The sequence below is a fragment of the Enterobacter cloacae complex sp. P18RS genome, assembly GCF_014982105.1.
GTDB lineage: Bacteria > Pseudomonadota > Gammaproteobacteria > Enterobacterales > Enterobacteriaceae > Enterobacter > Enterobacter hormaechei_C.
This window is the reverse complement of sequence record NZ_JADCKV010000014.1, coordinates 76,355-89,269: the sequence shown is the minus strand read 5'-3', so window position 1 is coordinate 89,269 and position 12,915 is coordinate 76,355. Positions and strand designations below refer to the sequence as shown.

Sequence of the window (12,915 nt, the reverse complement as noted above, 5' to 3'; positions counted from 1 at the left end):
GTTGTTACCCCCCATGCAAGAAATTATGCAATTCGTTAGCCGCCACCCGGTTCTGAGCATCGCGTGGATTGGCCTGCTGGTCGCTGTACTGTTCACCACATTTAAGGGACTGACGTCTAAAATTAAGGTGATCACCCGCGGTGAAGCGACACGTCTGATCAACAAAGAGGACGCCGTGGTTGTCGATCTGCGTCAGCGCGACGATTTCCGCAAGGGCCACATCGCAGGTGCTATCAACCTGCTGCCCGCGGAAATTAAAGCGAACAACATTGGTGAGCTGGAGAAGCATAAAGCCCAGCCGATTATTGTTGTTGACGGCACTGGCATGCAGGCGCAGGAATCTGCCAGCGCACTGCATAAAGCAGGCTTTGAAAACGTAACGGTGCTGAAAGAAGGCATCTCCGGCTGGAGCGGGGAGAATCTTCCTTTAGTGCGCGGTAAATAAGGAGTTAAGTGATGGCCAATATTGAGATCTACACCAAAGCAACGTGCCCGTTCTGCCACCGAGCGAAAGCGCTGCTGTCCAGCAAAGGCGTAACGTTCAAGGAACTGCCGATCGATGGTGACGCGATTAAACGCGAAGAGATGATCCAACGCAGTGGTCGCACAACGGTTCCACAGATTTTTATTGATGCGCAGCACATTGGCGGCTGTGATGACTTGTATGCGCTCGACGCCCGTGGTGGACTCGATCCGCTGCTGAGCTAGAGACTTTAGGACAATTAAAAAGGGTTTTTCCATGTCAGAACAAAACAACACCGAGATGACTTTCCAGATCCAGCGCATCTACACCAAGGATGTCTCTTTCGAAGCGCCAAATGCGCCGCACGTTTTCCAGAAAGACTGGCAGCCAGAGGTTAAACTTGATCTGGATACCGCATCCACCCAGCTGGCGGATGATGTGTATGAAGTCGTACTGCGTGTCACCGTGACCGCCTCTCTGGGCGAAGAAACCGCATTCCTGTGCGAAGTTCAGCAGGGCGGTATCTTCTCCATCGGCGGCATCGAAGGCAACCAGATGGCGCATTGCCTGGGTGCATACTGCCCGAACATCCTGTTCCCGTATGCCCGTGAATGCATCACCAGCCTGGTTTCTCGCGGTACATTCCCGCAACTGAACCTTGCGCCAGTAAACTTTGATGCGCTGTTCATGAACTATCTACAGCAGCAGGCTGGCGAAGGTACCGAACAACATCAGGATGCCTGATGAGCACTGTTAATGCGTCAATGACTGTGATCGGTGCCGGCTCTTACGGCACCGCTCTTGCCATCACCCTGGCAAGAAATGGTCACGACGTGGTCCTGTGGGGCCACGATCCAAAACATATCGCGACGTTGCAACACGACCGCTGCAATGTGGCGTTTCTCCCGGACGTTCCGTTCCCTGACTCCCTGTATCTGGAAAGCGACCTCGCGACCGCGCTGGCGGCCAGCCGCAATATTTTGATTGTGGTGCCAAGCCATGTGTTTGGCGAAGTCCTGCGTCAGATTAAGCCGCTGATGCGTGCGGATGCGCGTATTGTGTGGGCGACGAAGGGGCTGGAAGCGGAAACCGGACGTCTGTTGCAGGACGTTGCCCGCGAAGCGCTGGGAACAGCGATCCCGCTGGCGGTGATCTCCGGGCCGACGTTTGCCAAAGAGCTGGCTGCGGGCTTGCCGACGGCGATTTCGCTGGCGTCCACCGACCAGGCATTTTCCGACGATCTTCAGCAACTGCTGCACTGCGGCAAAAGCTTCCGCGTGTACAGCAACCCCGATTTTATCGGCGTGCAGCTGGGCGGCGCGGTGAAGAACGTCATTGCCATCGGGGCCGGGATGTCTGACGGCATCGGTTTCGGCGCGAATGCGCGTACTGCGCTGATCACCCGTGGCCTGACCGAAATGTCCCGCCTGGGCGAAGCGCTGGGTGCCGATCCGGCCACCTTTATGGGAATGGCAGGGCTGGGCGACCTGGTGCTGACCTGCACCGATAACCAGTCCCGTAACCGCCGCTTTGGCATGATGCTCGGACAGGGCAGCGATGTAAAAAGCGCGCAGGAGAAGATTGGTCAGGTGGTTGAAGGCTATCGCAATACCAAAGAAGTTCGCGAACTGGCGCACCGTTTCGGTGTTGAAATGCCAATAACCGAGGAAATTTATCAGGTATTGTATTGCGGAAAAAATGCGCGCGAGGCAGCATTGACCTTATTAGGTCGTGCGCGCAAGGACGAGCGCAGCAGCAATTAGCCGGGAAGTATCGTCACCTGAATGACCCAGCCAGCGCAGAACTGGCTGGTCATTAACTATCGTCTGGAGCAAGCAATGCCGTGTGAAGAACTGGATATCGTCTGGAATAATATTAAAGCCGAAGCCCGAGCGTTGGCCGACTGTGAGCCCATGCTGGCCAGTTTCTATCACGCGACGCTACTTAAGCACGAAAATCTCGGCAGCGCCCTGAGCTATATGCTCGCCAATAAACTGGCTTCCCCTATCATGCCTGCTATTGCGATTCGCGAGGTGGTGGAAGAGGCCTACGCCGCAGATCCGGAGATGATTGCTTCTGCCGCCTGCGACATCCAGGCTGTGCGCACGCGAGACCCGGCGGTGGATAAATATTCCACGCCGCTGCTGTATCTCAAAGGCTTCCACGCCTTACAGGCGTACCGCATCGGCCACTGGTTATGGAATGAGGGACGCCGCGCGCTGGCCATCTTCCTGCAAAACCAGGTGTCCGTGACCTTCCAGGTCGATATTCACCCGGCGGCGAAAATTGGCCGCGGGATTATGCTCGATCACGCCACCGGCATTGTTGTCGGGGAAACGGCGGTGATCGAAGATGACGTGTCGATCCTGCAATCCGTTACGCTGGGCGGTACCGGTAAAACCAGCGGCGATCGCCATCCGAAAATCCGTGAAGGGGTGATGATTGGCGCGGGCGCTAAAATCCTCGGCAATATTGAAGTCGGACGCGGCGCGAAGATTGGCGCGGGGTCGGTTGTGCTCCAGCCTGTACCGCCGCACACCACCGCCGCTGGCGTCCCGGCGCGCATCGTCGGTAAGCCAGACAGCGATAAGCCGTCGATGGATATGGATCAGCACTTCAACGGTATTCATCACACCTTCGAATACGGCGACGGTATCTGAACGCCGGAACACCTAAATAAAAAAGCCCGGTGAGTCAATGCACCGGGCTTTTGATTAGTTGCGGTATAACACTTTGATAATGTGATAGCCGAATTGTGTGTGCAGTGGGCCAGTTGGCTCCAGCACCGGGCAGGAGAAGACCACTTTATCAAACGCCGGGACCATCTGGCCCTGGCGGAACTCGCCTAAGTCACCACCGCGTTTGCCTGACGGGCAAATCGAGTGTTTCTTCGCCAGTTTGCCGAAGTCGGCGCCGTTTTTAATCTGTTCGAGCAGATCCTGTGCCAGTTTCTCTTCTTTAACAAGGATATGCAGTGCTGCTGCTGTTTTTGCCATGATCGTGCCTTGAGTCGACTAGTTTACGGTCGGTATACTACCACGCGTTTTTCCTCCTCTCCCGACTTTCATTGAGTGACCATTTATGCGTTTAAACCCCGGACAACAACAAGCTGTCGAATTCGTCACCGGACCCTGCCTGGTGCTGGCGGGAGCGGGATCCGGTAAAACACGCGTGATCACCAACAAAATCGCCCACTTAATTCGGGGTTGTGGATACCAGGCGCGCCATATCGCGGCGGTCACCTTTACCAACAAAGCGGCGCGTGAGATGAAAGAGCGCGTCGGCCAGACGCTGGGCCGTAAAGAGGCGCGCGGGCTGATGATCTCCACCTTCCACACGCTGGGTCTGGATATTATCAAGCGCGAATACGCGGCGCTGGGCATGAAGTCCAACTTTTCTCTCTTCGATGACACCGACCAGGTGGCGCTGCTTAAAGAGCTGACGGAAGGGCTGATAGAAGATGACAAAGTTCTGTTGCAACAGCTGATCTCGACGATCTCGAACTGGAAAAACGATCTGATGACGCCGGCCCAGGCAGCGCCAAGCGCCAAAGGCGAGCGCGACCGCATCTTTGCCCACTGCTACGGACTGTACGACGCGCATATGAAAGCCTGCAACGTCCTGGATTTCGACGATCTGATCCTGCTGCCGACGCTGCTGCTTCAGCGGAATGAAGAGGTACGCGAGCGCTGGCAGAACAAAATTCGTTACCTGCTGGTGGATGAATACCAGGATACCAACACCAGCCAGTACGAGCTGGTGAAGCTGCTGGTAGGGCAGCGTGCACGCTTTACCGTCGTAGGCGATGACGATCAGTCGATTTACTCATGGCGTGGCGCGCGTCCGCAAAACCTGGTGCTGCTGAGCAAAGACTTCCCGGCGTTGCAGGTGATTAAACTGGAGCAGAACTACCGTTCTTCCGGGCGTATCCTGAAGGCGGCGAACATCCTGATTGCCAATAACCCGCACGTCTTTGAGAAGCGCCTGTTCTCCGAACTGGGTTACGGCACCGAGCTGAAAGTGCTCAGCGCCAACAACGAAGAGAACGAAGCGGAGCGCGTAACGGGCGAGCTGATTGCCCATCACTTCGTCAACAAAACTGAATACAAGGATTACGCGATCCTCTATCGCGGAAACCACCAGTCGCGCGTCTTTGAAAAGATGCTGATGCAGAACCGCATCCCCTACAAAATCTCCGGCGGTACGTCGTTCTTTTCGCGTCCCGAAATCAAGGATCTGCTGGCCTATCTGCGCGTGCTGACCAACCCGGATGACGACAGCGCTTTCCTGCGCATCGTGAATACGCCGAAACGCGAGATTGGCTCTGCGACGCTGCAAAAACTGGGTGAATGGGCGATGACCCGCAACAAAAGCCTGTTCACCGCCAGCTTCGATATGGGGCTGAGCCAGACCCTGACCGGGCGCGGCTATGACGCCTTAACCCGCTTTACCCACTGGCTGGGTGAGGTACAGCGTCTGGCAGAGCGCGAGCCTGTGGCGGCAGTACGCGATCTGATCCACGGCATTGATTACGAATCCTGGTTGTATGAAACCTCTGCCAGCCCGAAAGCAGCCGAGATGCGGATGAAAAACGTTAACCAGCTCTTCAGCTGGATGACCGAAATGCTTGAAGGATCTGAGATTGACGAGCCCATGACCCTGACGCAGGTGGTCACCCGCTTCACGCTGCGCGATATGATGGAGCGCGGCGAAAGCGAAGAAGAGGCCGATCAGGTTCAGCTAATGACGTTACATGCCTCGAAAGGGCTGGAGTTCCCCTATGTCTATCTGGTGGGAATGGAAGAGGGCTTATTGCCGCACCAGAGCAGCATTGATGAAGATAACGTCGACGAAGAGCGCCGTCTGGCCTACGTGGGGATCACTCGTGCGCAGAAGGAGCTGACGTTTACGCTGTGCAAAGAGCGCCGTCAGTATGGTGAGCTGGTGCGCCCGGAGCCGAGCCGTTTTCTGCTGGAGTTGCCTCAGGACGATCTTATCTGGGAGCAGGAGCGTAAAGTCATTACCGCTGAAGAGCGTATGCACAAAGGGCAGGCAAACGTGGCAAACATTCGCGCGATGCTGGCAAAAGCCAAAGAGAAGGGATAACTATTTGCAGGCCGGGTAAGGCGAAGCCGCCACCCGGCACGATTCAAAGGGTCACTTCACATCAAGCGCCCAGTGCACATAGCTCTGCCACTGGTACTCCTGCTCAATCAGTTCCGCCCCAAGCGGATGATCCTCAAGCCAGTTTTCCGGTAGCGTCAGCGTCAGTTTCTCATCGTCTGCCGCCAGCGTAATGGCTGGCAGCAAATCATCACGACGCCGGCTGGCAAACAGGATCGCCAGGCGAAGCAGACGACACAGATGCTCCGCCACGCGCGGCGGTACAGCGTTCTGCTGGTGAAGGGAAGAGAGATCGACGGCGTTAGTCTGATTTAGCAGCAGGGTGGCCAGCAGCTTCTTCTGGGCGGGCGTATAGCCCGGTAAATCGAGATTACGCACCAGCCAGGCCGCGTGCAGCGGTGCCTGCTTGTACTCCACGCTAAGACCAATTTCATGTAGCGCACAGGCGCTTAGCAGCAGATCGCGGCTTAACGGTTCAATATCCCAGCTTTTTTTCACCTGATCGGCAAACAGTGACGCCAGTTGACTCACTCTGTGTGCCTGGTCGATATCAACAATAAAGCGGCGCTGAACGTTACGCAGCGTACGGCTACGGATGTCCTGATCGACCGACTGGTGCAGCATTCCGTAGACCAGACCTTCGCGCAGCGCACCGCCTGCCAGGGTCATACACTGGATATTGAGTTCAGTAAAAATGGCGATCAGAATGGCGAGCCCACTGGGGAAAACCAGCGCGCGTTCGAGCGTCAGCCCTTCTATTTCAAGCTCTTCCAGACGACCACACTGGATGGCGCGCTGTTTAAGCTGCTGGAGTTTGGCAAGCGTGATCCGCTCGTCCATTCCCTGTGCCATCATGATTTCCTGCAACGCCTGAACGGTTCCGGACGCGCCGACACACACTTTCCAGCCGTGATAGCGCAGTTCGTCCATGACCGGGCGCAGGACCGCACGCGCCGCGTTTTCCGCCTCGTCAAAATTCTCTTTGGCAAGGTTTCGATCGGTAAAGTAGCGTTCCAGCCAGGTCACACAGCCCATCGACAGGCTGAACAGTGACGTCGCCTGCGCGCCTGTGCCCGTGACCAGTTCAGTACTGGCGCCACCGATATCGACCACCAGACGACGATCGTCGCCGCCGGTCGTATGCGCCACACCCTGATAAATCAGACGCGCTTCTTCTTCACCGCTGATGACCTGCACCGGGCAGCCCAGAATTTCCTGTGCTCTGGCAATGAAATCGCCAGCGTTAACCGCCAGACGAAGGGTCGCCGTGGCAACAACGCGAATTTGACTGAGCGGGATATCCTGCAAACGTTCTGCAAACAGACGCAGACACTGCCAGCCACGTTCCATGGCTTCCGGGGAGAGGTGATTATCGCTGCTCAGGCCCGCCGCGAGGCGGACCTTGCGCTTAATGCGCGTCAGCGTTTGTATGCTTCCCGCCACCTCGCGCACAACCAGCATATGAAAACTATTCGAACCGAGATCAATTGCCGCATAAAGCGAGGTGGAGCTGAGCATATTTTTTAACCTGAACGACGACGATTACGCGGTGCACCGCCGGAACGACGCGGACCATTGCCGGAGCGTGGACGGGTAAGGCGCTTAGGTGGCGGCAGCTCGCTCAACAGTGCGTCCGGATTGTATTTGCTCTGTGGAATAGAGTGACCGATGTAGGTCTCAATGGCCGGAAGGTTCAGCGCATACTCTTCACACGCAAGGCTGATGGAGTGACCGCTTGCGCCGGCACGACCGGTACGACCGATACGGTGTACATAGTCTTCACAGTCATCTGGCAGGTCATAGTTAAAGACGTGCGTCACGGCTGGAATGTGCAGGCCACGGGCCGCCACGTCGGTCGCGACCAGAATATCAAGGTCGCCACGAGTAAATTCGTCGAGAATGCGCAGGCGTTTTTTCTGCGCCACGTCGCCGGTCAGCAGGCCCACACGGTGCCCATCTGCCGCCAGGTGACCCCAGATATCTTCACAGCGGTGTTTGGTGTTCGCGAAGATAATCGCGCGATCCGGCCACTCTTCTTCGATCAGGGTTTGCAGCAGGCGCATTTTCTCTTCATTAGAAGGATAGAAGAGCTCTTCTTTAATGCGGTGCCCGGTTTTCTGCTCCGGTTCTACTTCCACATATTCCGCATTGTTCATCTGCTCGAATGCGAGTTCACGTACGCGGTATGACAGGGTAGCGGAGAACAGCATGTTCAGACGCTGGTTTGCCGCAGGCATACGGCGGAACAGCCAGCGGATGTCTTTAATGAAGCCCAGATCGTACATGCGGTCTGCTTCATCCAGCACCACGACCTGGATTGCGCCGAGGTTGATATGGTTCTGTTTGGCGTAGTCGATAAGACGGCCGGTGGTCCCAATCAGGATATCGACGCCGCTTTCCAGCACTTTCAGCTGTTTATCGTAGCCGTCGCCGCCATAGGCCAGGCCAAGTTTCAGGCCGGTGGCTTGCGCCAGGGGCTCAGCGTCTGCGTGGATCTGTACCGCCAGTTCTCGCGTCGGGGCCATAATTAGCGCGCGCGGCTGGTTAACTTTGCGGTCTGCAATCGCCGGGTGAGAAAGTAAATAATGAAACGTTGACGTTAAAAACGCCATCGTTTTGCCAGTACCGGTTTGCGCCTGCCCTGCAACGTCGCGACCGGCCAGCGTCAGCGGCAGGGCGAGAGCCTGAATGGGCGTGCAGTTATGAAACCCTTTAGTTTCAAGGGCTTCGATCACCTTTGGGTGCAGGGCGAAGTCGGAAAACTTCTGTTCTGTTAAATGTGTTTTGCTCATAGTGTGGTAGAATATCAGCTTACTATTGCTTTACGAAAGCGTATCCGGTGAAATAAAGTCAACCTTTAGTTGGTTAATGCGACATCAACACGTCGTTGGTGGAGACAAAACCAACGTACCAGGCTTATTCCTGTGGAGTTATATATGAGCGATAAAATTATTCACCTGACTGACGACAGTTTTGACACGGACGTACTTAAAGCTGACGGGCTGATCCTCGTTGATTTCTGGGCTGAATGGTGTGGTCCTTGCAAAATGATCGCTCCGATTCTGGATGAAATCGCTGACGAATATCAGGGCAAACTGACCGTTGCCAAGCTGAACATCGACCAGAACCCGGGCACCGCGCCAAAATACGGTATCCGTGGCATCCCGACCCTGCTGCTGTTCAAGAACGGTGACGTGGCGGCGACCAAAGTGGGCGCACTGTCCAAAGGTCAACTGAAAGAGTTCCTGGACGCTAACCTGGCGTAAGGTTTCTCAGCTGAGCGTCCAGAACGCCTAATTAACGGCGAGCTCTGGACGCCCGGCTTTAGTCGTGCTAAGTTAGCTATGACTACGTTTTAAACATATCTTGTTGTTTGAATCTTGTTTTACCCGATACTTCCCGTTGTTAACTTAAACAGTGCGTGAAGTTGCTAGATTCCGGGCTTGTCACTCAATCCGTCTTGTCGTTTCAGTTCTGCGTTCTTTCCCTGTGACCAGACAGCGAACAGACATGAGGTGATGGCCGCTAAACAGGCATGGATGACCCTGCCATACCATTCACAACATTAAGTTCGAGAATCACCCCGAGTTTAAGAACCCACACCATTATGAATCTTACCGAATTAAAGAATACGCCGGTTTCTGAGCTGATCACTCTCGGCGAAAATATGGGACTGGAAAACCAGGCTCGTATGCGCAAGCAGGACATCATTTTCGCCATCCTGAAGCAGCACGCTAAGAGTGGCGAAGATATCTTTGGCGACGGTGTGCTGGAGATACTGCAAGACGGATTTGGTTTCCTCCGCTCCGCAGACAGCTCCTACCTCGCCGGCCCTGACGACATCTACGTATCCCCTAGCCAAATCCGCCGTTTCAACCTCCGCACTGGTGACACCATTTCAGGTAAGATTCGTCCTCCAAAAGAGGGTGAACGCTACTTTGCGCTGTTGAAGGTTAACGAAGTTAACTACGACAAACCGGAAAACTCCCGCAATAAGATCCTGTTCGAGAACTTAACGCCGCTGCACGCTAACTCTCGTCTGCGCATGGAGCGTGGTAACGGGTCTACTGAAGACTTAACCGCTCGTGTGCTGGATCTGGCATCGCCAATTGGTCGTGGCCAGCGTGGTCTGATTGTGGCGCCGCCAAAAGCCGGTAAAACCATGCTGCTGCAAAACATCGCGCAGAGCATTGCTTACAACCATCCAGACTGTGTGCTGATGGTGCTGCTGATTGACGAACGTCCGGAAGAAGTAACCGAGATGCAGCGTCTGGTGAAAGGGGAAGTGGTTGCGTCTACCTTCGACGAGCCTGCTTCTCGCCACGTTCAGGTTGCGGAAATGGTCATCGAGAAGGCGAAACGCCTGGTTGAGCACAAGAAAGACGTGATCATCCTGCTCGACTCCATTACCCGTCTGGCGCGTGCCTACAACACCGTGGTGCCGGCTTCCGGTAAAGTACTGACCGGTGGTGTGGATGCTAACGCCCTGCATCGTCCGAAGCGTTTCTTCGGTGCGGCGCGTAACGTGGAAGAGGGCGGTAGCCTGACCATTATCGCGACGGCGCTGATCGATACCGGCTCCAAAATGGACGAAGTTATCTACGAAGAGTTTAAAGGTACAGGCAACATGGAACTGCACCTTTCTCGTAAAATCGCAGAAAAACGCGTCTTCCCGGCGATCGACTACAACCGTTCCGGTACCCGTAAAGAAGAGCTGCTTACCACTCAGGAAGAGCTTCAGAAAATGTGGATCCTGCGTAAAATCATCCATCCAATGGGCGAAATCGACGCAATGGAATTCCTCATTAACAAACTGGCGATGACCAAAACGAACGACGATTTCTTCGACATGATGAAACGCTCGTAACGCAAATAATCCCAGTAAACGCCACGTTTTTACGTGGCGTTTTTTATTTATGGACTATACGCTATTACCACACACTCCCAATTTAGACCTGTCGGTGCGACAATAAGAAGGTTTGCACAGTCAAAGGAATAATTGATTGAAAAACATACAAAGGGAGTTGTGATGAGCCATCTTTAATCCTTCTGAGGCAGAGGCTTCATGGTTATACTTCCGGGACTAACATTTGTTGAGAGCAATCCATTGTGAATCTACTCACTGCTGTAACTGAGCTGATCAGTATTTTTTTATTCACAACCTGTTTTTTGTTCATTGCGCGCAAGGTAGCAAAAAGAATTGGGTTAGTGGACAAACCGAACTTCCGTAAACGTCATCAGGGGCTTATTCCACTGGTGGGCGGCATTTCGGTATACGCAGGCATCTGTTTCACATTCGGGATCGCGGATTACTATATCCCCCATGCCGCACTCTACCTGGCATGTGCCGGTGTGCTGGTACTGGTCGGCGCCCTTGATGATCGTTTTGATATCAGCGTGAAGTTCCGCGCGACGGTACAGGCGGCCATTGGCATCATTATGATGGTGGTAGGCGGCCTCTATCTAAGAAGCCTGGGCTACGTGTTTGGTCCCTGGGAGCTGGTGCTTGGGCCATTCGGCTTCTTCCTGACGCTGTTTGCCGTGTGGGCGGCTATCAACGCCTTTAACATGGTTGACGGTATAGACGGTCTGCTCGGTGGGCTGTCCTCTGTTTCGTTTGGCGCTATCGGCATCATCTTATGGTTTGACGGCCAGTACAGCCTGTCAATGTGGTGCTTTGCCATGATTGCCGCCATCCTGCCTTACATCTGCCTGAATCTGGGTGTGTTAGGGCGTCGCTATAAAGTCTTTATGGGCGATGCGGGCAGTACCCTGATTGGCTTTACGGTTATTTGGGTCCTACTGGAAACCACGCAGGGTAAAACGCACCCTATCAGCCCGGTAACGGCTCTCTGGATTATCGCCATCCCGCTGATGGACATGGTCGCTATAATGTACCGCCGTCTGCGTAAAGGGATGAGCCCGTTTTCTCCCGATCGGCAGCATATTCATCACCTGATTATGCGCGCCGGCTTCACGTCTCGTCAGGCATTTGTGTTGATTACGCTTGCGGCTGCTATTCTGGCTGCGATTGGCGTAGCCGCGGAATACGCACATTTCATTCCTGAATGGGTAATGTTGGTATTATTCTTGCTAGCATTTTTCATGTACGGTTACTGCATCAAGCGTGCATGGAAAGTCGCGCGTTTTATTAAACGTTTAAAACGCAGGATGCGTCGGAACAGTGGCAAAAACACAACATTAACTAAGTAAAACCGGGACTATGATGACTCAACCGTTGGCGGGAGCGAAATCAGTGGGCACTGAGAACGAGCTGGATATTCGTGGTTTGTTTCGCGTGTTATGGCAGGGCAAACTGTGGATTGTGGGGATTGCCCTGGGGTTCGCGCTGTTAGCGCTTGCCTACACCTTCTTTGCAAAACAAGAGTGGAGCGCCACGGCGATCACAGACCGACCAACGGTGAATATGCTTGGAGGCTACTACTCCCAGCAGCAATTCCTGCGTAATCTTGATATCAAGGCCAATCTGGCGACCCCGGATCAGGCTTCGGTGATGGATGAATCCTACAAAGAGTTTGTGATGCAGCTGGCGTCGTGGGATACACGTCGCGATTTCTGGTCCCAGACGGACTACTACAAGCAGCGCATGGTCGGTAACAGCAAAGCGGATGCCGCGCTGCTGGATGACCTGATTAATAACATTCAGTTTATGCCTGGCGATGTGCTCCGTAACGTTAGCGACAGCGTGAAGCTGATTGCGGAAACGGCGCCGGACGCCAATAACCTGTTGCGTCAGTACGTTGCTTTTGCCAGCCAGCGCGCGGCCAGTCATCTGAATGACGAGCTGAAAGGCGCCTGGGCTGCGCGTACTATTCAGATGAAAGCGCAGGTCAAACGTCAGGAAGAGGTCGCTAAGGCTATCTTCGCCCGTCGCGTACATAATATTGAGCAGGCGCTGAAGATTGCGGAACAGCACAATATTTCCCGTAGCGAAACGGATGTTCCGGCTGACGAACTCCCGGATTCAGAAATGTTCCTTCTTGGTCGCCCAATGCTTCAGGCTCGTCTGGAAAATATCCAGGCCGTTGGCCCTGACTTTGACCTTGATTACGACCAAAACCGCGCCATGCTCAATACGCTCAACGTCGGTCCAACGCTGGACCCGCGTTTTCAGACCTATCGTTATTTAAGAACGCCTGAAGAGCCTGTAAAACGCGATAGTCCGCGTCGCGCATTCCTGATGATCATGTGGGGGATTGTGGGCGCACTGACTGGCGCTGGCGTAGCGTTATTGCGTCGCCGCACAAACTAAGAACGCCGTCTACGATGAAGGCTGCGGCCTTCATCGTCTAATCGAAGAGAATCGA

General features: G+C 54.4%; 13 protein-coding genes. 10 read left to right on the top strand and 3 right to left on the bottom strand.

Annotation, left to right across the window (positions count from 1 at the left end; translation table 11 throughout):
- Positions 1-13: 13 nt before the first annotated feature.
- From INF61_RS10890 to cysE, 5 genes are all read left to right on the top strand, one after another.
- Positions 14-445 carry a rhodanese-like domain-containing protein gene (locus INF61_RS10890; protein ID WP_017383604.1) on the top strand — a complete coding sequence of 144 codons (432 nt, stop codon included), beginning with the start codon at positions 14-16 and terminating at the stop codon, positions 443-445.
- Positions 446-456: 11 nt separating this feature from the next.
- Entirely contained in the window at positions 457-708 is a 252-nt protein-coding gene (grxC, locus tag INF61_RS10885; protein ID WP_003860837.1) for a glutaredoxin 3, read from the top strand.
- 31 nt (positions 709-739) lie between these two features.
- On the top strand, positions 740-1,207 hold the full coding sequence (secB, locus tag INF61_RS10880) for a protein-export chaperone SecB (RefSeq protein WP_014168079.1): 468 nt from the start codon (positions 740-742) through the stop codon (positions 1,205-1,207).
- The gene (gene gpsA, locus INF61_RS10875) at positions 1,207-2,226 is read left to right on the top strand and encodes an NAD(P)H-dependent glycerol-3-phosphate dehydrogenase (protein WP_006812398.1); all 1,020 of its coding nucleotides are present in this window, start codon (positions 1,207-1,209) and stop codon (positions 2,224-2,226) included. The genes secB and gpsA overlap by 1 nt, the downstream gene beginning before the upstream one ends.
- Before the next feature lie 75 nt (positions 2,227-2,301).
- The gene (cysE, locus tag INF61_RS10870; protein ID WP_022646641.1) at positions 2,302-3,123 is read left to right on the top strand and encodes a serine O-acetyltransferase; all 822 of its coding nucleotides are present in this window, start codon (positions 2,302-2,304) and stop codon (positions 3,121-3,123) included.
- 54 nt (positions 3,124-3,177) lie between these two features.
- Here the strand turns inward: cysE and ppiC are convergent, their stop codons facing one another.
- Positions 3,178-3,459 carry a peptidylprolyl isomerase PpiC gene (gene ppiC, locus INF61_RS10865; protein ID WP_006812396.1) on the bottom strand — a complete coding sequence of 94 codons (282 nt, stop codon included), beginning with the start codon at positions 3,457-3,459 and terminating at the stop codon, positions 3,178-3,180.
- A gap of 85 nt (positions 3,460-3,544) precedes the next feature.
- Here ppiC and rep point away from each other — a divergent pair, with 85 nt between their 5' ends.
- Positions 3,545-5,569 (top strand): DNA helicase Rep, encoded by a 2,025-nt coding sequence (rep, locus tag INF61_RS10860; RefSeq protein ID WP_193547763.1) that lies wholly within the window; start codon positions 3,545-3,547, stop codon positions 5,567-5,569.
- Positions 5,570-5,620: 51 nt separating this feature from the next.
- Here the strand turns inward: rep and gppA are convergent, their stop codons facing one another.
- On the bottom strand, positions 5,621-7,105 hold the full coding sequence (gene gppA, locus INF61_RS10855) for a guanosine-5'-triphosphate,3'-diphosphate diphosphatase (RefSeq protein ID WP_017383602.1): 1,485 nt from the start codon (positions 7,103-7,105) through the stop codon (positions 5,621-5,623).
- A 5-nt stretch (positions 7,106-7,110) separates the two neighbouring features.
- Positions 7,111-8,379, bottom strand: a complete 1,269-nt coding sequence (rhlB, locus tag INF61_RS10850) for an ATP-dependent RNA helicase RhlB (RefSeq protein WP_006812393.1) — start codon at positions 8,377-8,379, stop codon at positions 7,111-7,113.
- 144 nt (positions 8,380-8,523) lie between these two features.
- Here rhlB and trxA point away from each other — a divergent pair, with 144 nt between their 5' ends.
- From trxA to wzzE, 4 genes are all read left to right on the top strand, one after another.
- The gene (gene trxA / locus INF61_RS10845) at positions 8,524-8,853 is read left to right on the top strand and encodes a thioredoxin TrxA (RefSeq protein WP_006812392.1); all 330 of its coding nucleotides are present in this window, start codon (positions 8,524-8,526) and stop codon (positions 8,851-8,853) included.
- Between the two features lie 341 nt (positions 8,854-9,194).
- Positions 9,195-10,454 carry a transcription termination factor Rho gene (gene rho, locus INF61_RS10840; RefSeq protein ID WP_001054528.1) on the top strand — a complete coding sequence of 420 codons (1,260 nt, stop codon included), beginning with the start codon at positions 9,195-9,197 and terminating at the stop codon, positions 10,452-10,454.
- A gap of 242 nt (positions 10,455-10,696) precedes the next feature.
- The gene (gene wecA / locus INF61_RS10835) at positions 10,697-11,800 is read left to right on the top strand and encodes a UDP-N-acetylglucosamine--undecaprenyl-phosphate N-acetylglucosaminephosphotransferase (protein WP_001050933.1); all 1,104 of its coding nucleotides are present in this window, start codon (positions 10,697-10,699) and stop codon (positions 11,798-11,800) included.
- A 13-nt stretch (positions 11,801-11,813) separates the two neighbouring features.
- Positions 11,814-12,860, top strand: coding sequence for an ECA polysaccharide chain length modulation protein (gene wzzE / locus INF61_RS10830; protein ID WP_017693953.1), 1,047 nt, complete (start codon positions 11,814-11,816; stop codon positions 12,858-12,860).
- Positions 12,861-12,915: the final 55 nt, after the last annotated feature.